General features: G+C 75.9%; 18 protein-coding genes. 6 read left to right on the top strand and 12 right to left on the bottom strand.

Features of this window, described 5'->3' with window-relative positions; genetic code table 11:
- Positions 1–58 precede the first annotated feature (58 nt).
- Positions 59–1,420, top strand: coding sequence for a streptophobe family protein (locus ABZW10_RS20330; RefSeq protein WP_355367497.1), 1,362 nt, complete (start codon positions 59–61; stop codon positions 1,418–1,420).
- Positions 1,421–1,461: 41 nt separating this feature from the next.
- Here ABZW10_RS20330 and ABZW10_RS20325 read toward each other — a convergent pair whose 3' ends face one another.
- Positions 1,462–1,839, bottom strand: a complete 378-nt coding sequence (locus ABZW10_RS20325) for a DUF1304 domain-containing protein (RefSeq protein ID WP_355367494.1) — start codon at positions 1,837–1,839, stop codon at positions 1,462–1,464.
- 211 nt (positions 1,840–2,050) lie between these two features.
- Here ABZW10_RS20325 and ABZW10_RS20320 point away from each other — a divergent pair, with 211 nt between their 5' ends.
- Complete coding sequence (locus ABZW10_RS20320) at positions 2,051–3,400, top strand: acyltransferase (RefSeq protein WP_355367491.1); 1,350 nt, start codon at positions 2,051–2,053, stop codon at positions 3,398–3,400.
- A gap of 63 nt (positions 3,401–3,463) precedes the next feature.
- Here the strand turns inward: ABZW10_RS20320 and ABZW10_RS20315 are convergent, their stop codons facing one another.
- The 11 genes from ABZW10_RS20315 to ABZW10_RS20265 form a co-directional block, all read right to left on the bottom strand.
- A complete protein-coding gene (locus ABZW10_RS20315; protein ID WP_355367488.1) occupies positions 3,464–4,423 on the bottom strand; it encodes a transketolase C-terminal domain-containing protein in 960 nt (319 codons plus the stop codon).
- Positions 4,420–5,418 carry a thiamine pyrophosphate-dependent dehydrogenase E1 component subunit alpha gene (locus ABZW10_RS20310; protein WP_355367485.1) on the bottom strand — a complete coding sequence of 333 codons (999 nt, stop codon included), beginning with the start codon at positions 5,416–5,418 and terminating at the stop codon, positions 4,420–4,422. Before ABZW10_RS20310 ends, ABZW10_RS20315 begins: the two co-directional genes overlap by 4 nt.
- On the bottom strand, positions 5,415–6,338 hold the full coding sequence (locus ABZW10_RS20305; protein ID WP_355367482.1) for a phytanoyl-CoA dioxygenase family protein: 924 nt from the start codon (positions 6,336–6,338) through the stop codon (positions 5,415–5,417). The genes ABZW10_RS20310 and ABZW10_RS20305 overlap by 4 nt, the downstream gene beginning before the upstream one ends.
- Positions 6,339–6,405: 67 nt before the next feature.
- Complete coding sequence (gene hppD / locus ABZW10_RS20300) at positions 6,406–7,419, bottom strand: 4-hydroxyphenylpyruvate dioxygenase (protein WP_355367479.1); 1,014 nt, start codon at positions 7,417–7,419, stop codon at positions 6,406–6,408.
- Between the two features lie 73 nt (positions 7,420–7,492).
- On the bottom strand, positions 7,493–8,755 hold the full coding sequence (locus ABZW10_RS20295) for a beta-ketoacyl-[acyl-carrier-protein] synthase family protein (RefSeq protein WP_355367476.1): 1,263 nt from the start codon (positions 8,753–8,755) through the stop codon (positions 7,493–7,495).
- The gene (locus tag ABZW10_RS20290; RefSeq protein WP_355367473.1) at positions 8,752–10,380 is read right to left on the bottom strand and encodes a class I adenylate-forming enzyme family protein; all 1,629 of its coding nucleotides are present in this window, start codon (positions 10,378–10,380) and stop codon (positions 8,752–8,754) included. The genes ABZW10_RS20295 and ABZW10_RS20290 overlap by 4 nt, the downstream gene beginning before the upstream one ends.
- A 133-nt stretch (positions 10,381–10,513) precedes the next feature.
- Positions 10,514–11,101 carry a hypothetical protein gene (locus ABZW10_RS20285; protein ID WP_355367470.1) on the bottom strand — a complete coding sequence of 196 codons (588 nt, stop codon included), beginning with the start codon at positions 11,099–11,101 and terminating at the stop codon, positions 10,514–10,516.
- The gene (locus ABZW10_RS20280; protein ID WP_355367467.1) at positions 11,098–12,219 is read right to left on the bottom strand and encodes a beta-ketoacyl synthase N-terminal-like domain-containing protein; all 1,122 of its coding nucleotides are present in this window, start codon (positions 12,217–12,219) and stop codon (positions 11,098–11,100) included. The genes ABZW10_RS20285 and ABZW10_RS20280 overlap by 4 nt, the downstream gene beginning before the upstream one ends.
- Entirely contained in the window at positions 12,216–12,503 is a 288-nt protein-coding gene (locus ABZW10_RS20275) for an acyl carrier protein (RefSeq protein WP_355367464.1), read from the bottom strand. Before ABZW10_RS20275 ends, ABZW10_RS20280 begins: the two co-directional genes overlap by 4 nt.
- Complete coding sequence (locus tag ABZW10_RS20270; RefSeq protein ID WP_355367462.1) at positions 12,500–12,781, bottom strand: phosphopantetheine-binding protein; 282 nt, start codon at positions 12,779–12,781, stop codon at positions 12,500–12,502. Before ABZW10_RS20270 ends, ABZW10_RS20275 begins: the two co-directional genes overlap by 4 nt.
- A gap of 202 nt (positions 12,782–12,983) precedes the next feature.
- Positions 12,984–14,408 (bottom strand): fatty acid--CoA ligase family protein, encoded by a 1,425-nt coding sequence (locus ABZW10_RS20265; protein ID WP_355367460.1) that lies wholly within the window; start codon positions 14,406–14,408, stop codon positions 12,984–12,986.
- A 202-nt stretch (positions 14,409–14,610) separates the two neighbouring features.
- Between ABZW10_RS20265 and ABZW10_RS20260 the strand changes: the two genes are divergently transcribed.
- From ABZW10_RS20260 to ABZW10_RS20245, 4 genes are read left to right on the top strand one after another with little or no spacing between them, the layout of a single operon-like run.
- Positions 14,611–15,696 carry an alpha-hydroxy acid oxidase gene (locus ABZW10_RS20260; protein ID WP_355367457.1) on the top strand — a complete coding sequence of 362 codons (1,086 nt, stop codon included), beginning with the start codon at positions 14,611–14,613 and terminating at the stop codon, positions 15,694–15,696.
- Between the two features lie 46 nt (positions 15,697–15,742).
- Positions 15,743–16,516 (top strand): methyltransferase domain-containing protein, encoded by a 774-nt coding sequence (locus tag ABZW10_RS20255; protein ID WP_355367454.1) that lies wholly within the window; start codon positions 15,743–15,745, stop codon positions 16,514–16,516.
- A gap of 26 nt (positions 16,517–16,542) precedes the next feature.
- A complete protein-coding gene (locus ABZW10_RS20250; protein WP_355367451.1) occupies positions 16,543–17,484 on the top strand; it encodes an alpha/beta hydrolase in 942 nt (313 codons plus the stop codon).
- On the top strand, positions 17,481–18,884 hold the full coding sequence (locus ABZW10_RS20245; RefSeq protein ID WP_355367448.1) for a PLP-dependent aminotransferase family protein: 1,404 nt from the start codon (positions 17,481–17,483) through the stop codon (positions 18,882–18,884). Before ABZW10_RS20250 ends, ABZW10_RS20245 begins: the two co-directional genes overlap by 4 nt.
- Positions 18,885–19,105: the final 221 nt, after the last annotated feature.

Genomic DNA, 19,105 nt, shown 5'->3' with positions numbered 1-19,105 from the left:
CGAGGGGCGGGCCCGGAACGGACGCGCGGGGGACACCGACCCCGACAGGGAGGCCCGTATGCAGCAGCAGGCCCGTTCGAGCCCGCCGCCCGGCGCGGCGGCGGCCGGACCGCCCGGCGCCCTGCACGACTGGCTGGACGCGGTGGCCGTCGTCGTGGCCGGCCTCGCCGCGATGCTGGTGGTGGCCGCGCTCGGCCTCTGGGCGGCCGGCGCCGACGCGCTGCCCGGCGGCGCCTTCCCGTTCGTGCTCGCCGCCACGCTCGCGCTCGCCGTCGGCGGATCGGTCGAGCTCGACGGCGGCGCCGGCTTCTTCGCCTCGGTCGACGCCGGGATCACCGCGATGCCGCTCTCCGTCGGCCTGGTCGGCGCGCTGGCCGTGGCCGAGGTGTTCCTGCGCCAGTTGCGCTACCGAGCGGTGGCCGGCGGCCGTGAACTGCTCGGCCGCGCCGCCCGGACGGCGGTGGTCTGGCTGGTCGCGCTGGCGCTGCTCTGCGCCGTCGCCCGGCACACCTTCACGGTGACGCTCGGCGACGGCCTGGCCGAACAGCTCGGCGGCGCCCTCGGCCTCCACCCCGAGGTGGGCTTCCGCGCGGAGCCCGCCCGTACCCTCGGGCTCGGGCTGCTCTGGCTGCTCGTCGTGCTCGCCGCGACCTTCGCCGTCTCCCGCCGGGCGCCGCTGCCGCGCTCCCTGGTGCCCTTCCAGCAGGCCGTCCGCCCGGCCGCGTTCGCGATGCTGCTGGTGCTGCTCGGCTACGTGCTGCTCGGGGTGGCGGCCGCGATCGGCACGGCGGTCGTGCACGGCGACGCCCGGCAGGTCGCCGCCGTCGCGCTGCTCGCCCTGCCCAACCTGGTCTGGATCGCCTTCGGCGTCGGCCTCGGCGGCGAGTGGCACGGCCACCTGGTCGGGGCGATCGGGCTGCCGGTGCCCAAGCCGCTGGCCGCCGTGCTGCGCACCGGCGAGGGCGGGGGCGGCACGGTGAGCCTCGGCACGCTCGCTGAACAGGACGGCCGGGCCTGGTGGCTGCTCCCGCTGGCCGCCGTCCTGATGCTCGCGGCCGGGGTGCTGGCCGCCCACCGCTCACCGCGCGGGGTCCGCCCCTGGCGGCACGCCGTGCGGCTGGCGGTGGCCGCCGCCGTCACCGTGCTGCTGGTCGGCGTCTGGACCAGGGTCTCCGCCGACTACGGCCTCTCGGTGCTCGGCGTCGGGCTCGGCGAGGGCGGCCTGGGGGGCCTGCTGAGCTCCGTCCTCGGCCCGGCCGCCGGTCCGTCCGGTCCCGCCGCCGCGCTCGCCGGGGGCACCCTCACCCTCGACCCCCAGCTGTGGACCCTGGTCCCGCTGGCCGCCGGCTGGGGTCTGCTGGCCGGCGCCCTCGGTGCCCTCGCCGCCGCCCGCCTCCCCCGTCGCGGCGAGGTCGGGTAGCCCGGGGCGGGTGCCCGGCCGGGCGGCCGGCTGGGCGCCCGTCAGCTCGCGGCCTCGGCCAGCAGGACGACGGCCGGGGGGAGGGCCTGGCCGAGGGCCCCGGGCCAGAGCCGGGGCTCGGAGACGACGAGGGTGGTGCCGGCCGCGATCATGAAGGCGCTGAGATAGGTGATCAGGGTGCGGCCGACCACGGGCTCGCCGCGGTGCAGTGCGACCAGTCCGGCGACCAGGCCGAGGGCGAGGAAGAGGTTGTAGAAGCCGACGTTGACCCGCCAGAGGCGGACCTGGGGGGCGTCGGACGTGGAGGCGGTGAGCAGCCGACGGACCCTCGGGTGGCCGTAGAGGAAGCTTTCCAGCGGCCACACCACGAGGTGGACGGCGGCGGCGATCAGCGCGAACACCTGGCTGACGGCGTTCATCCGGAACTCCTGCGCGCGGGTCGATCAGCTGCGGATCATTCTAGTCCGCCCGCCGTCCGTCCGCCGTTCCGTACCGTCCGTCCGGTCCGATACCACGGAATTGGACTGGACCACTGGATCACTGCCGGGAGACTGCCCTATCGTTCGGAGAGATCTGCACGGTCGTCCGGGGCATTCCGCACGACTCACTCGACCGCCCCGGGATGAATCGATGAGCGTCTGGCCGAAGTTGCGCGACACCCGTACGGTCAGAGCGGGCACCGCCCCGGGAACGATGGTCCGCTGCGGTCTGGCCGACACCATGCTCGCCGACCTCGCCGTCTCGGTCGTCCTCTTCTTCGAACGCGCGCTGGACGAGGACCGCCTCGCCGCCGGCCTGGCCCGGGCGCTGGAGCGCGTCCCGGTCTTCGCCGGCCGACTGCGCACCGTCGACGGGGTGTTGGAGGCGGTCTGCGACGACTCCGGTGTCCCGATGGTGAGTTACCGCGTCGACGGCACGCTCGCCGAGTCCATGGGGCGGGTCACCGCGCCCGGAGCGCTGCACGTCGACCCGCTGGACGCCCGGGCCGCCCGCACCGGCGGCGGACCGCTGCTCGCCGTCCGGGTGACCCGCACCGGTGACGGCGGCACCGTGCTCGGCTGCTCCTGGCACCACGCTATCGGCGACCTGCACAGCTTCGCGCTGCTGCTGCGCGCCTGGTCGGCGGCGGTCGAGGGCGAGGAGCTCCCGGCAGCCGAACTCGTCGAGGACCAGGACGGATTGCTCGACCGGGTGCTGCCCGCCGAGGACTGCGGCCGGCCCGGATTCCGGGTGCCCGGACCGGCCGAGCGCGCTGTGCTGGACCGCGAGGTGGCGGCCGGTCCGCGCGCCAACCGGACCGTCCAGCTGTACTTCGGCGACGCCGAGACAGCCCGGATGCGCGAGGAGTTCGGCGCCGCGGCCGGCCGCTGGGTCTCCTCCGGCGACGCGCTCTGCGCCCATGTCGTGCACACTCTGCGGGAGTTGGACGGCGACCGGGAGACCCGCTGGCTCACCGTCCCGGTCAACGCCCGGCGCCCGCTCGGCCTGTCGGACGCCCTGGTCGGCAACCTGCTCGGCGACATCCACCTGCCGTACGCCCCCGAGGAGGGCCCGGCCGCCCTCGCCGGGGCGCTGCGCACCGCCGTGCTGGGGTACGCGGAGGACCACCTCAACCTGCGCGCCAATCTGCGCTTCCTGGCCGAGCTGGGCCGCCCCGGGCTGGGCTCCTGCGTGCCGATCGGCTTCGACCCGACGCGGCGCCGGATCAGCTTCTCCAACTGGAGCCGCTTCGGCCTCTACGACGCGACCTTCCAGGGCCAGCGGCCGGTCTTCTTCAGTCCGGCCGCCAACTATCCGCTGCCGTGGGTCTGCTGGGCCGTCGAGGGCTTCGGCGGCACCGGGCTGCTGATCACGGCGGTGCTCCCGGCCCGGCTGGCCGCGCGGCTGCGCGGGACCGAGGGACGGGCGCTGCTGCACCGCTACCGGGACCCGTCCGACGAGCTGCCGGCCCTGCTCGCGGCCGTGCCCAAGGTGCTCTGAGCCCGGACCGGACGACAGGGGGCGGCCACAAGGACCGCCCCCTGGAAAGCAGCTGATGAAGCGTCATTTCATGACGGCGCGCAGCGCGTGCCGCAGCTGCTCCCGGTCCGGCTGCAGCGCCCGGTCGAGCGCGGGGGCGAACGGCAGCACCGCCCCGTCCGGCCGGGTGACCCGGCGCGGCGGTGCGGTGAGCCGGAACTCCTCGGCGGCGGTGGCCAGCACCTCGGCGCCGATCCCGCAGCTGCGGTTGGAGTCGTCGATCACCACCAGCCGCCCGGTGCGCTCCAGCGAGGCGCCCAGCGCGGCCCAGTCGAACGGGTGCAGCGTGCGCGGGTCGAGCACCTCGACCGAGATCTCCCCGGCGAGTTCCTCGGCCACCGCCAGCGCGTCGTGCACCAGGTGCCCGACGGCGACCAGGGTGACGTCCGTGCCGCTGCGGTGCACCCGGGCGGTGCCGAGCGGGATCGGCGCCAGCTCCCAGGTGACGGTCTCGCGGACCGGCAGCGCGGCGGCCGGGGCGAAGACCACCACCGGGTCCGGGTTCCGGATCGCCGAGCGGAGCAGCCCGTAGGCGTCGGTCGGCGTGGCGGGGACGACGGTCTTCATCCCGGCGTGCGCGAAGAGGCTGTACGGGTGGTCGGAGTGCTGGCCCGCCCAGCCGTCCCGGGAGCCCGAGCCGGGGACCAGACAGGTGAGCGGGACGCCCGCCTGGCCGCCGGTCATCAGCGAGAACTTGTGGGCCTGGTTGACGAGTTGCTCGAAGACCAGGAACAGCAGCGAGGGGATCTGGAACTCCAGCACCGGCCGCCGCCCGGCCAGTGCCGCGCCGAGCGCCATCGCGGTGAACGCCTGCTCGGAGAGCGGGGTGTCGACGATCCGGTCCGGCCCGAACCGGTCCAGCAGGCCGAGGGTGGGCCCGGCCATCCCGGCGCCGATGTCCTCGCCGAACACGCAGACCGCCGGATCGTCGGCCAACTCGTCGGCCAGCGCCCGGTTGAGCGCCTTGGTGTAGGAAAGCCTCATGTCACCGCCCCCGCCCGGGGCCGCAGCCCGGAGGCGTACAGGTGGTCGGTGGCGCCGGCCGGGTCCGGGTGCGGCGAGGCGAGCGCGAACTCCTCGGCGGCCACGATCTCGGCGGCCACCCCGGCGTCCAGGGCGGCGGCGCGGTCGGCGCCGATCGCGGCGGCGGCCCGGGGGAGCGGGTCGCGCTCGCGCCAGGCGGCAACCTCCTCGGGGGTGCGGTAGTGCAGTTTCATCCGCCGTTCCATGGTGTGGTGGCCCTCGAAGCGGTAGGTGCGGCACTCCAGGAAGCCGGGACCGCCGCCGGCCCTCGCCCGGGCGACGGCCTGCTCGGCGGCGGCCCGGACCGCCTCGGTGTCCATGCCGTCGACCTCGGCGGCGGGGATGCCGAAGGCGGCGGCCCGGCCGGTCGCGCTGCCCGCCACCGCGGTGCCGGCGGGCAGGGTGGTGGCGTAGCCGTTGTTCTCGCAGACGAAGAGCACCGGCAGCCGCCACATCGCGGCCAGGTTGAGCGACTCCAGCAGCACGCCCTGGTTGAGCGCGCCGTCGCCGAAGAAGGCGACCGCCACCGCGTCCGAGCCCGCCTGCCGGTCGGCCCAGGCGGCGCCGACCGCGATCGGTGCGCCGGCGCCGACGATGCCGTTGGCGCCGAGGATGCCCAGCCGCAGGTCGGCGGCGTGCATCGAGCCGCCCCGGCCGCGGTTGGAGCCGCCGGTGCGCCCGGCCAGTTCGGCCAGCAGCCGGGCCGGGTCGAGGCCCCGGGCCAGCACGTGGCCGTGCCCGCGGTGGGTGGAGGCGAGCCGGTCGCCGGCCCGGAGCGCGGCGCAGACGCCGACCGCGACGGCCTCCTGCCCGATGTACGGGTGGATGCCGCCGGTGATCACCCCGGACTTCACCAGGTCGAGCGCCCGTTCCTCGAAGGACCGGATCAGCCGCAGCATCCGGTACCGCCGCTCGGGCGTGTCGAGCGCGGCGACGGCGGGTGCCGTGGTCGTCACCGGGCGCCCCGCCACACCGTCGGGCAGAACTCCGGGTCGGCGTAGTCGGGGTGGCCGTCGGCGGTGCCGCGCACCAGGACGTCGTGGTTGTAGACGACCGTCCCGCCGTCCGGGCGGGTGGCGCGCCGGTAGGCGTTGGCGCCGTCCTGGAGGTGCAGCGAGACGGCGCGGCGCGGGTGGGCGGCCAGGTTGGGTCCGCTGCCGTGGTAGGTGCGGCAGTGGTGGAAGCTGACGTGGCCGCGCGGGATGGTCATCGGGACCTTGCGGACCTCGGTCCCGTTGTACGCCGCGTTGGCGTCCAGGATCGCGTCCAGCTCGGAGTTGTCGCGGTCGGCGAAGTGCCGGGTGGAGTCCTCCTCGGAGGGCAGCTCCTTCCAGCGGTGGCTGCCGTCCACCATGGTGATGGTGCCGTTCTCCTCGGCGCAGTCGTGGAACGGCAGGAACGCGGTGAGCATCCGGTCCGAGCTCGAGGTCTGCCAGTAGTGCTTGTCGAAGTGCCACGGCACCTGGTTGCTGGGCTCGCCGGGCACCGGGGGCTTGTAGATGAGGGTGGCCTGGAAGATCCGGACCTCCTCGGCCTCGGCGAGCAGCGCGGCGACGGCGCCCAGCAGCGGCTTGCGCAGGATCGCGCCGATCGCGTCGCTCTCGTAGTGCACGTAGTCGTTGTGGCGCTGGACCGGGCCGTGCGCCGGCTCCCAGGAGGCCAGCCGGGGCGGGCGGACCGGCAGGGTGCGGTCGCGGTGGCCCTCGTAGTAGAGCTCGGTGGCGGCCTGCAGGGCGTCCAGCTCCTCGTCGCTGAACAGCTTGCGGGACAGGTACCAGCCGTGCTCCAGGTAGCCGGCCACCTCCTCGGGGGTGGGCAGCAGGGCGCGTTCGGCCTCGGTGAGGTGGAACTCGGGTGCGGCGGGCGCGGTGGTCATGGGGGACGGGCCTCCTGTGGTGGTGAGGGCTCGGGTGGGCGCCGGCCGTGGTGCGGCCGGCGGCGGCTCAGACGGAGGCGGCGGCGCGCTGCCGCTCGACGGCTTCGTACAGGGCCTTGATGTTGGCGGTGCCGAAGGTACCGGCGCCCTGGCGTTCGATCAGCTCCACGAAGTACGTCCGCCGGGGGTGTGTCGAGCGGGCGAAGATCTGGAACAGCTGCCCGCCGTGGTCCTGGTCGACCAGCACGTCCAGCTCGCGCAGCGTCCCGACCGGGATCGCGGTGCCGCCGAGCCGCTCGGCGAGCGCGTCGTAGTAGGTGCCGGGGGTGGTCAGGAACGCCACGCCGCGCTCGCGGATGGTGCGTACGGCGGTGGCGATGTCGCCGGTGCGGAACGCCAGGTGCTGGACGCCCGCGCCCTCGTGGTCGGCGAGGAAGGTGTCGATCTGCCCGGGGCGGCGGGTGGTGTCGGGCTCGATGAGGGTGAAGGTGACCTCGCCGGAGGCGCTCTGCACCACGCTGGAGTCCATCGCCTGCTCGCCGACCTCGATGTACTCGCCGAAGATGCGGTGCATGCCGAGCGCGGCCTCGCAGAACTTCACGGCGTGCGCCAGCTCGCCGGCCGGCAGGCAGATCGCGGCGTGGTCGAGGGCGTCCAGCAGGCGCGGCGAGCCGTCGGCGGGCTCGGGGGCGGCCGGCGCCTCCGGGACGAACCGCAGGGCGGTGTCGCCGAAGCCGGCCACCAGCCCGCCGGCCCGGTCCAGCACCCGGGCGCCGTGCCGCTCGGCACGGTCCAGGGCGGCCTGCGGGTCGGGGCAGGAGAGCGCGAGCACCGCGACGCCCTCGCCGTGCCGGGCGGCGTAGCGGGCCACCGGGTGCGCCGGGTCGGTGGCGGAGCGCAGCAGGAAGCGGATGGTGCCCTGCTGCACCAGGAGGGTGCGGGCGTGTGCGGACTCGGCCGCGGCGAGCTGGTCCGGATCGGGTGTCGCGCCGGTGAAGCCGTAGTCGGCGCAGAGCTCCGCGGCGGTGGTGTCGGCGTCGGCGCAGTGGTACTCGACGTGGGCGATGGACTGGATGGACAACGGGATCTCCCCGGGGGATCGCGAGTTGACGAGGGGCCTGGCACGGGTGTCCGCGCCGCGTCGCCGGGCGGCGTCAGCGGAGGGACGGGGTGGAGGCGGGCTCGAAGACCAGGCTGAGGTTGTGCCCGCCGAAGGCGAAGGCGTTGCTCAGGGCGGCGGTGAGCGGGACGGTGCGGGCCGCGCCCCGGACGTGGTCCAGGTCGCAGGCCGGGTCCGGCTCGTCCAGGTTGACGGTCGGCGGCAGGGTCCCCCGGGCCACCGCGAGCGCGGTGACCGCCGCCTCCAGCGCGCCCGCGGCGCCCAGCAGATGGCCGGTGGCGCCCTTGGTGGAGCTGACCGCGGGGCGGTGCGGGCCGAAGACGGCGTTCAGCGCGGCGCTCTCGGCGACGTCGCCGAGCTTGGTGCCGGTGCCGTGGGCGTTGACGTAGCCGATGTCGGCGGGCGCGAGACCGGCGTTGGCGATCGCGGCGCGCATCGCGTCGGCGGCGCCCGCGCCGTCGGGACGGGGCATGGTCGGGTGGTGGGCGTCGGTGGAGGCGCCCCAGCCGGTGAGCTCGGCGTAGCCGGCGGCGCCGCGGGCGGCGGCGTGCTCGGCGCTCTCCAGCACCAGGACGGCGCTGCCCTCGCCCAGCACGAAGCCGTTGCGCCGCCGGTCGAAGGGCCGGCTGGCCTGCGTCGGATCGTCCCAACCGGAGGACAGTGCACGGGCGTTGGTGAACGCGGCGGCGATCGTCGGGTGCAGCGAGGACTCGGTGCCGCCGCACACCACCACGTCCGCGTCGCCGGAGCGGATCAGCCGCAGCCCCTCGGCGACGGCCTGGGCGCCGGCCGCACAGGCCGTCACGATGGCCGTGCTGAAGCCGCGGATCCCGTGCTTGATGGCGATCCGGGCGGTGGCCATGTTGGAGAGCATGCCGGGCAGCAGGTACGGGCTGACGCCGGGACGGCCGCGTTCCAGGCGGCGGTGGGACTGCTGCTCGAAGGTCTCCAGACCGCCGCCGCCGGTGGCCAGCACCACGGCGGTGCGGTGCGGGTCGGCGTCCTCGCCGACCACCAGGGCGGCGTCGGCCAGCGCGTCGTCGGCGGCGGCCAGGGCGAGCAGCACGAAGCGGTCCACGCAGCGGGTCTCGGTGGGCGGCAGCACCTCGCGGCCGTCCACCGCCGGGGCGAGGCCGGCCGCGGTCAGCCAGCCGTGGGCGGCGTGGCCCTCGGGCAGGGCGCGGATGCCGGTGCGGCCGGCGGTGAGCGCGTCGAAGACCTCGGCGGGCTTGCGGCCGAGCGGGGTGACCAGGCCGATGCCGGTGACCACGGCGCCCGGGCGGCGAGCGGCGCTCATGCGCTCACCCCGGCGGCGACCGCGTCCAGGTAGCGCCGGCGCAGCAGCACCTTGCGCACCTTGCCGGTCGGGCCGAGCGGGATGTCGCCCCCGGCCACCACGACGACCTGGCGGACGGTGGCCGCGGCGGCCTCGTCCAGCGCGGAGGTGACGGCCTTGGTGCGGTCGGCGGCCGGGTCGGCCCCGGCGGCCAGGACCAGCAGTACGTCGGTGACCACCCGGTCGCCGTCGCGCACCGCGACCACCGTGCAGTCCAGCACCTCGGGGCAGGCGGCGAGCACGCGCTCCTCCGACATTGCGGTGAACAGCCGCTTGCCGTCGCCGAGTTCGACCGAGTCGACGGCCCGGTCGACGTGGTAGTAGTAGCCCTCCTCGTCCCGGTACATCAGGTCGCCGGTGAGGAAGCGCCCGCGCAGCCGGGTGCGGTAGGTGGTGGCCGAGTCGTTCCAGTAGCCGAGCGCCAAGGTCGGTGAGGTGGTGGCGAGTTCGCCGACCTCGCCGGGGCCGAGCGGTTCGCCGTCCGGGCCGACCAGCTCGCAGTCGACGAAGGCGTGCGGGCGCCCGACGCAGCGGCCGTAGCGATCGGTGCCCGGGCCGTGGGTGATGAAGAAGTGCGAGTGGCCCATCTCGGTGGAGCCGAGGCCGTCGACGAACAGCGAGCCGGGCACCCGGACCCGGCCCTCGCGGGTCACCGACTCGCGACTGCCGGCGGCGACCAGGCGGCGGATGTGCACCTCGTGGGCGCAGTCGCCGGTGTTCCACCAGAGCGCGACGGAGTCCAGGTCCCGCGCGGCGAGGTCGTGGTGGGCGAGGTCGGCCCAGGTGGCGGCGAAGCCGACCACGCCGCTGGGGCGCCACTGCTCGATCGCGTCCAGCACGCCGGCGCCGGACTGGCTGGACAGCACGGCGAGTCGGGTGTGCGAGGCGAGGGCGAGGTTGACCGCGATCAGGGTGGCGGCGTGCGGGGCGGGCAGCGCGCTGAGCATCCGGTCCTGGCCCTGCGGGCGGGGCAGCCGGGCGCGGTGGCGGATCGCCGCGTACAGGCTCGCGTGCGAGTGCACCACGGCCTTGGGCATGCCGGTGGTGCCGGAGGAGTGGGTGATCGCGACCGGGTCGCCGGCCCAGTGCCGGTAGGGCGCGGGGGCGGCCTCGGGGTCACCGGAGCCGAGGGTGGCGATCTCGGGCAGCACGGGGGCGCCGGGCTCGTGGCCGGCCAGCGCGGCCAGGTGCGGGGCGTCGGCGAGGATGCCGACCGGGCCGAGCTTGGCGATGTAGCGGGCGGCCCGCTCGCCGTCCAGGTGGGGGTTGAGCAGCGCGGGGATGGCGCCGAGCCGGGCCAGTGCGAGGAAGGCCAGCACGTGGTCGGCGGCGTCGCTCGCGTACACCACCACCGGGTCGCGCCGGCCGATGCCGAGGGCGTGCAGGGCGGCGGACCGGGCCCGGACGGCGCGGTCCAGCTCGGTGAGGGTGAAGGGCTGCCAGGCGGCGTGGTCGTCCACCGGGGTGTCGAAGGTCAGCAGCGGCTCGTCGAGGCCGAGGCCGAGCGCGAGGCGGCTGGTGAGGACGTTTCCGGCGCCGACGGCCGGGTCGTCCGCCAGCAGGGTGCGGATACTGCGGATGCTCACGGGGTGGATCCCTCCCGGGGTGCGGGCGTGCGGGGCGTGCTGCGGCGGGACGCGGCGGGTGGGGGACCGTTCGCGCCGGTGGTGCGCAGGGGTGGACGGACGGCGGCGGTTCGGGTCGGTCTCGGGACGGGGGTCAGACGGCGGTCACCAGCAGGGCCACCGCCCGGTCGGTGCCGCCTCCGCCTCCGCCTCCGTCGCCGGTGGAGTCGGTGGAGTCGGTGGAGTCAGTGGAGTCGGCGGGGTCGGCGGGGTCGGCCTGCTCGGCGGCGATGACGAGGACCTGGTCGGCGTCGCCGTCGGCGAGCAGCAGCTCCGCCAGGTCGAGTGCGTCCTGCGGGACCCGTCCGGGTGGCGGGGCCTGCACCGGACTGATCGCCACCACCGGGCCGGTCAGGCCCCAGCGGGCGGCGATGTGGCCGAGCACGGCGTTCGGGTTGGACTGGAAGAACAGCAGCGGGGGCATCCGCCGGCCGGTGTCGGCGGCGGCCTCGTCGATGGCGCGGGCGGTGGCCCGGTCGCCACCCGTGCTCGCCAGCAGCAGCGCGGTGCGGCCGGGGGCCGGGGCCGCGCCGTGGCGGGCGCGCAGGCAGCGTTCGGCGGTCTCGGCCACCAGGGGGTTGAAGGAGGAGGCGGCGAAGCCGGGCAGCGGAGGGAGCGGCTCGGGCTCGCGGGCGTCGGGGTCGGGCCAGGCGGCCTCGGCGAGGATGCGCAGCGTGGTCATCGGGCGGCCACCAGGAGTGCGGTGTTGGCGCCGCCGAAGGCGGAGTTGAGGGTGAGCGCGTAGCGCGGCCGGGCGGCGCGCGGGCCGTCCAGCACGAGGTCCAGGCCGATGTCCGGGTCCGGGCCCAGCCAGCCGGCGTTGACCGGCAGCGCGCCGGCGGTCAACGCGCCGATGGTGACGACGAGTTCGAGCAGTGCCGAGGCTTCGAGTGCGTGGCCGTGGACGGCCTTGCTGGAGCTGACGGGCAGCCGCGCGGTGTGCGCGCCGAAGACCCGGTGCAGGGCCTTGGCCTCCGCGAGGTCGGACAGCGGTGAGCCGGTGCCGTTGGCGTTGACGTAGCCGACCTCGGCCGGCGCGATCCCGGCCCGCCCCAGCGCGGCCTCGACCGCCCGTGCCACGCCGTCGCCCTCGGGTTCGGGGCGGCAGACGTGGTGGGCGTCGCCGGCCCGGCCCCAGCCGGCCAGCCGGGCCAGCACGGGCGCGCCGCGCCGCTCGGCCTCCGGTTCGGCCTCCACCAGTACGGCGGCGGCCGCGTCGCCGAGCAGGGTGCCGCTGCGGCCGGCGCTGAACGGACGCAGCTCGCCGTCGCGGGCCAGCGCCCGGCCGGCGTCGAAGGCGGCGAAGACGCCGGGCTCGACCAGGTGTCCGGCGGCGACCAGGACCCGGGGGTGGCGGCCGGTGGCGACCAGCGCGGCGGCGTCGGCGACGGCGGTCGCGGCCGCGACGCAGGCGCCGGTGTAGGCGCGGGTGACCCCGGGGGAGCCCCAGGCGGCGGCGGCCCCGCCCGCGACCGCGCCGACGGCGGCCCGGGTGCGCAGGTCGCTGTGCAGGGCGAACAGCACGGGCGGACCGCCCTCGGGCGCGGCCGGGTCCAGGCCGGCGCGGCGGCAGGCCTGGCCGACGGCGGCGAGCACGGCGTCCGCGAGCGGGCGCGGCTCGGGCAGCAGCGCGGCGCGCACGGTGCGGCGTGCCGAGACGTCGAACCGGGTGACCGTGCCGAACGCGGCCTTGCCGTGGACGACGGCCTCGGTGAGCGCGGCCGGTCCGTCGCCGGCCGCGCTGAGCACGCCGACACCGGTCACCACGGGCCGGACGGCGGGCGGGGCGTGGCGGTTCATGGCCGCGCGGCCCCCGGGGTGGTGTCCACGGGGGAGCCCGCGGCGTTGACTGCGGCGTCCACGGTGGCGCGGAACACCGCCACGGCGTCGTCGACCGTCCGGACGGCCTCGAAGGCATCGTCGTCGAGGTCCGGCTCGATGCCGTAGCGCTGCTCGAACTCAGCTATCAGCCAGGTGAGTTCGAGCGAGCCGAGTTCCTCGGGGACATCCTCGGCGGAGCGCTGCCCGAAGGCCGCGAGCATGGCGAGGACCTCGGCCCGGTCGGGGCGGGCGAGGTCGGTCACGCCGGGCTGCCCGAGGCGGCGGTGGCGGTGGTGGCGGCGATCCGCGCGGCGACGTCGGCGGTGAACTCGTCGAGCGTCATCAGCGCGGTGCTCTCCATCTCGTCGAGGTCGAACTTGACCCCGTACTCGTCCTCGACCTGGACCGAGAGGTCGGCGAGGGCGAGCGACTCCAGGTCCAGGCCGGCCGGGCCGAGGTCGGTGTCGCCGGTGACCTCGGAGACGTCGTACTGCATCTCGGTCAGTGCGGCGAGGACGAACGCGCGGATGCGGTCCTGCATGGTGGGCTCCTTGTGCCCGGGCGCGCACGGCGCTCGGGGTCGTCGGGGAAGGTACGTGGTCCTTCGGGTCGTCGGCGGTGGCGCCAACGGGCAGTCGGATGCCGCCCGTTGGGGAGCCGCCCGGGCCCGTCACGGACGCGCCCGGGCACGCCGGATCACGGCGCGGCGGGTCGCGAACGGCACCGGTGCCGGTGCCGGTGGCTCAGCCGGCGGCGGCGCGCAGGGCCACCGGGTCGCGCAGCAGCTTCCCGGTGGCGGTGCGGGGCAGCTGCGGCAGGAAGGCCAGCCGGCGTGGCCGCTTGTAGGCGGCGAGCTGCCGGGCGAGGCCGTCCTGGACGAGTGCCCGGTCGGCGCCGTCCTCGGCCGAGAGGTAGGCCTCGATGGCGCCGTCGTCGAAGACCACCACGGCCTCCCTGACCTGGGGCAGCGCGGCGAGGGTCTGCTCGACCTCGGTGAGGTCGACCTTGAGGCCGCCGATCGAGACCTGCGAGTCCCGACGGCCGAGGACGGTGACCCGGCCGGTGTCCGGGTCGAGGACGGCGGCGTCGCGGGTGTGCAGCCAGCCGTCCGCCCAGCGGGTCGGGTCGTCGAGCCCGGGGTAGGGCGAGGCGGGGGTGCCGAGTTGGAGCTCGCCGCCCACCAGCCGCAGCTCCATGCCGTGCACGGGCTGCTTGGCCGGGTGCAGGGTGCCGTCCAGGTCGGTGGCGATCACCCCGGTCTCGGTCATCCCGTACATGGTGCCGAGCGGGACGCCGTAGCGCGCGGTGAACGCCGCGGGCAGGCCCGGGCGGACGAGTTCGCCGGCCACCACCATCCGCCGCAGCTGCGGCAGTTCGGGTGGTTCGGCCGCACCGGCGAGCAGTTCCGCGTGGAACGGCACGCCGATCACGGTGGTCGGGCGGCCGTCGGCGGCGACCGCCGCGAGGATGCCCGCGGCCGTCATCCGGTCCGGGACGGTGAGCGGGGCGCGCGCGGACAGGCTGTTGAGCAGCCCGCCGACCAGGCCGAGCACATGCACCACCGAGGACAGCAGGACGACCCGCTCGCCCTCGCCGGGGAATGCCGACAGCCGTCGGTAGCAGTCGAGTTCGCGGATCAGGTCGCTCGCGGTCCGGGCGATCACCTTGGCCGGGCCGGTCGAGCCGGAGCTCAGCTGGACCAGCGCGTGGCCGGTCCCGGCGGGCCGTCCGGCGGGCAGCCGGACGGCGACCGGGTCGGCCGGCGAGTAGCCGCGCAGCGCCGCGGCCGCGGGCCGCGAGGCCGAGCCGACCAGCACCTGCGGGGCCAGTCGGCCCACCGCCAGCTCGACCTCGTGGTCGGTCAGGCGGTGGTCCAGGAGAGCGACCTGGGCCCGCAGTCGCCAGCCCGCCAGGAGCACGGCGACGAAGCCCAGGGAGGGCGGCAGCCGCAGGGCGACGGTGCCGCCCGGGCCGAGGCCGGCCGCGGCCAGCCGTTCGGTCTGCTCGGCGACCAGCGCGCGCAGGGCGTCGCGGTCGACGGGCGTGCCGAAACGGAGGCACTCCTCACCCCCGGGGCCGGCCAGCAGCACCCGGTCGACCCAGTCGGCGGGAGCATCGGCGTGCGGGGGTGAGGCGGGCGGCGGTGAAGAAGGGGAAAAGCCGGTCAACGCCACTCCACACAGTGAGGAGATTTGTCATGGACACCGGACGATGTTCACATGACATCACAAGCAATACGTCCAATTCCGTTGCCAGACCATTGCACAGACGATTGGTCAAATCAAGGTCTATACCAATGTGGTGCAGACCTCCTACGCTGCCGATCCGTGGACCGGTCCGAACGCGGCCGGTCCGGGAACGAGGATGCCCGTGGCACCACTCACACTGGCCGGGATCGAACGCGCTGCGCGCGACCAACTGCCCCCAGAAGTATGGGACTTCGTCGAAGGCGGCAGCGGTTCGGAACGCACCGTGGCGGCCAACCGGGAAATGTTCGGACGCTATGCGTTCCGCCCCCGCGCGCTGGTCGACGTCTCCATCTGCGCGCCGGCCGTCGAGTTGCTCGGCAGCACCCTGCAACTGCCGGTCGGAATTGCCCCGATGGCCTACCACCGACTGGTCCATCCGGACGGCGAAACGGCGACCGCGCGGGCAGCCGGAAAGGCCGGCGCCCTCCTGGTCGCCGGAATCTTCGCCAGCCGCACCCTGGAGGAGATCGCCGCCGCCGCGACCGGCCCGCTCTGGCTCCAGCTCTACTGGCTGCGCCGCCGCGACGCCCTCGCCGCGCTGGTGGAACGGGCCGAGGCGGCCGGCTTCGCGGCCCTGCTGCTCACCGTCGACGCCCCCCGGATCGGCCGCCGGCTGCGCGACCTGCGCAACGGCTTCGCCGTCCCGCCGGAGATCCGCGCGGTCAACCTCGACCCCGCCCTGATGGCCGCCAGCCACCGCGCCGGCCACGGCAGTTCGGGCATCGCCGAGCACGCCCGCGAACAGTTCGACCCCACCCTGACCTGGTCCGACCTCGCCTGGCTGCGCGAACGCACCCGGCTGCCGCTGGTCCTCAAGGGCGTGCTGACCGCCGAGGACGCCCGGCTCGCGGCCGAGCACGGTGTCGACGCGGTCGTCGTCTCCAACCACGGCGGTCGCCAACTCGACGGCGCGCTGCCCGCCCTGGCCGCCCTTCCCGAGGTCGTCGACGCGCTGCCGCCGCACCTCCCGGCGCTGCTCGACGGCGGGGTGCGCGGCGGCGCGGACATCGCCGTCGCCCTCGCCCTCGGCGCCCGCGCCGTCCTGGTCGGCCGCCCGGCGTTCTGGGGACTGGCCACCGGCGGCGAGGCCGGCCTGACCCGCGTCCTCGACCTGTTGCGCGACGAACTGGAGCACACCATGGCCCTGTTGGGCCGACCCGCGGTCGCCGACCTGGACCGCACCGCCCTCGCGCCCTGGCCGCGCTGACCCTCCCGCCCACGCACCCCGACGCAACGATCGGAACACCGACACCATGAGCAGACAGGACGCCTTCCCCGGCTGGGACTGGGACGACCCGGACGGCCTCGCCGAGCAGCTCGACCGCTTCAGCGCCGACGTCGCCACCTGTCGGACGCTGGAAGCCGCCGCCGGCGGACTCCCGTACGACCACGCGGACTTCACCGACCTCGGCGTCACCGGCCTGGAGTTCGCCGCCTTCCGCACCGCCCACCCGGCCGGCCTCGGCACCGACCTCACCGCCCTGCGCGGCCCCGACACGACCACCGAGCCCGGCACCCTCTACCGGGTCGACGGCGACCGCTGGTTCACCCAGCTCGACATCGCCGAGCCGCTGCCCTTCGCCGACGAAAGCGTCGACTGGGTCTACGCCGAGCACCTCATCGAGCACGTCACCATGCCGGTCGCGGTCGGCTGGCTGCGCGAGGCCCGCCGGGTGCTGCGGCCCGGCGGCGTGCTGCGGATCACCACCCCCGACCTGGCCCGCTACCTGGTCGGCTACGCCACCGGGGACGGCTTCCTCACCAAGCACCGCCGGCGGCTGACCACCATGGGCTTCGGCCCGCCGATGCCGCAGCGCCCCGCCTTCCTGGTCAACCAGATCTTCCGCCACTACGGTCACCAGTGGATCTACGACCTCGACGAGCTGCGGCACGTCCTCACCCTGGCCGGCTTCGAGCCCGGGCGGATCCGCCACTGCGCCTACCGCGAGGGGGCCCGCACCGACGTCGCCGACCTGGACACCCCCTTCCGCACCGACGAGACCGTCTACGTCGAGGCCGACCGCTGACCCAGCCCCGTCCCGAGGGAACCCCGATGCCCCTGCACCCCCAGGCCCAGGCGCTGCGCGACCGCCGCGCGAGCGCCGGAACGGCCCCGCTCTACAGCCTCACCGTCGCCGAGGCCCGCGCCGCCGACCTCGCCGACATCCGCGCCGCCGCGGGCACCCCCGAGCCGGTGGCCGCCGTCGAGGAGCACCGCCTCCCCGGCCCCGGCGGCGAACTCGCGCTGCGCCTCTACCGGCCCGAACCGCCCGCCGACGGCCGCCCGTCGCCGGTACTGCTCTACCTGTTCGGCGGCGGCTGGACCCTCGGCTCGCCCGATACCAGCGACGCGATCTGCCGCGCGCTGACCAACGCCGTCGGCTGCGCCACCGCCTCCGTCGGCTACCGCCTCGCCCCCGAGCACCCCTTCCCCGCCGCCGTCCGGGACTGCGCCGCCGCCGCCCGCTGGCTCGCCGCCCACGCGGACGGGCTCGGCGTGGACGCCGGGCGCCTCGCCGTCGCCGGCGACAGCGCGGGCGGCAACCTCGCCGCCGTGCTCGCCCTGCTCGCCCGCGACGAGGGCGGTCCGGCGCTGCGCCACCAACTGCTCGTCTACCCCAACACCGACGCCCGCGCCGACACCCCCTCGCTCCGCGAGCACGACGACCCGGCGCTGTTCAACCGCCGCTCGGTCGCCTGGTACTGGGGCCACTACCTGGCCGACCCGGCGGACGGCGCCCACCCGCACGCCTCGCCGCTGCGCGCCGCGAGCCTGGCCGGCCTGCCGCCCGCCACCGTCATCACCGCCGAGTACGACCCGCTGCGCGACGAGGGCGAGCAGTACGCCGAGGCGCTGCGCGCGGCGGGCGTGCCGGTGGCGCTGCGGCGCTGGGCCGGCATGCCGCACGGGTTCTTCGCCATGACCGGCACCCTGGACGGCGCCGCCGAGGCCCAGGCGTACGCGGCCGCGCGGCTGCGCGAGGCCCTCGCGTGAGCGCCCCCTCCGTCCCCTCCGTCTCCACCGTCCCCTCCGCGCCGGCCGCGCCCGCGGAGGACCGGCCCGCCGAGGCCGTCACGCTCCCGCTCGGCGAGCTGCACGGCTCCCTCGCGGACCCGCTGCTGGACGCGATGACCTTCCTCAACGAGGTCACCACCCGCTACCCGCAGGCGGTCTCCTTCGCCCCCGGCCGCCCCTACGAGGGCTTCTTCGAGCCCGAGGACGTCCCCGTCTACCTGGACGCCTACCTCGACCACCTGGCCGCGAGCGGCCTGGACCGCGACGCGATCCGCACCACCCTGTTCCAGTACGGGCCGACCAAGGGCATCATCAACGACCTGGTCGCCCGCACCCTGGCCCACGACGAGAACCTCACCGTGGCCCCCGAGGCGCTGGTGCTGACCGTCGGCGCCCAGGAGGGCATGCTGCTGGCGCTGCGCGCGCTCTGCGCCGGTCCGCAGGACGTCCTGCTGGTCAGCTCGCCCTGCTACGTCGGCGTCACCGGCGCCGCCCGGCTGCTCGACCTGACCACCGTGCCGGTCCCCGAGGGGCCGGACGGCGGCCCGGACCCGGCGGCCGTGCGCGCCGCCGCCCGGGAGGTCCGCGCCGCCGGCCGGCGCCCGCGCGCCCTGTACGTGGTGCCGGACTTCGCCAACCCCTCCGGCACCTCGATGCCCGTCCCGGCCCGCGCCCGGCTGCTGGCGGCGGCGGCCGAGGAGGACCTGCTGGTCATCGAGGACAACCCGTACGGCTTCTTCGCCCGGGACGCGGGGGAGCGGCCCGGCGAGCGGCCCACCCTCAAGGCGCTGGACCGCCACCGCCGGGTCGTCTACCTGGGCTCCTTCGCCAAGACCTGTTTCCCCGGCGCCCGGCTCGGCTACGTCGTCGCCGACCAGGAGGTGCTCGGCCCCGGCGGGCGGCGCACCCTGCTGGCCGACGAGCTGGCCCGGCTGAAGAGCATGACGACGGTCAACACGCCGGCGCTCAGCCAGGCCGTGATCGGCGGCATGCTGCTCACCCACGACTGCCGGCTGCGGGCCGCCAACGCGCCCGCCACCGCCCACTACGCGGCCGTCATGGACGTCCTGCTGGCCGAGCTGGACCGGTGCTTCCCGGCCGCCGAGCGGGAGCGCCTGGGGCTGTCCTGGAACGTGCCGGAGGGCGGCTTCTTCGCGGTGCTCACGGTGGCCTTCGCGGCCGACGACGCGGCGATGGAGCGCTGCGCGCGCGAGTTCGGCGTGCTCTGGACGCCGATGACGCCGTTCTACCCGGCCGGCGGCGGGGAGCACCGGCTCCGGCTCTCGATCAGCTCGCTGACGCCCGCCCGGGTCGCGGCCGGCGTCGCCCGGCTGGCGGACTTCATCCGCACCGAGACCGCCCGGGGGGCGGCGGGGTAGTCCGCGCGCCCGGAACGCCACGGCGGCGGTGCCCCCTGGAGCAGGGGCACCGCCGCCGTCGTCGTACGGCCGCCTGGGCCTTCGGGGCCGCAGGGACGAGCAACTGGCGCATGCCCGGCCGATGATGACGGTCCGGTGGCAACCGGGCCCTGTCGGTCTGGGCGGCGGCCGGCGCCAGCGGCATGATCATCGGCTCGCTGGCCGGCGGGGTGCTCACCGAG

The sequence above is a fragment of the Kitasatospora sp. NPDC004723 genome (assembly GCF_040609255.1).
Lineage (GTDB): Bacteria > Actinomycetota > Actinomycetes > Streptomycetales > Streptomycetaceae > Kitasatospora.
This window is presented reverse-complemented; position numbering and strand designations above follow the sequence as displayed.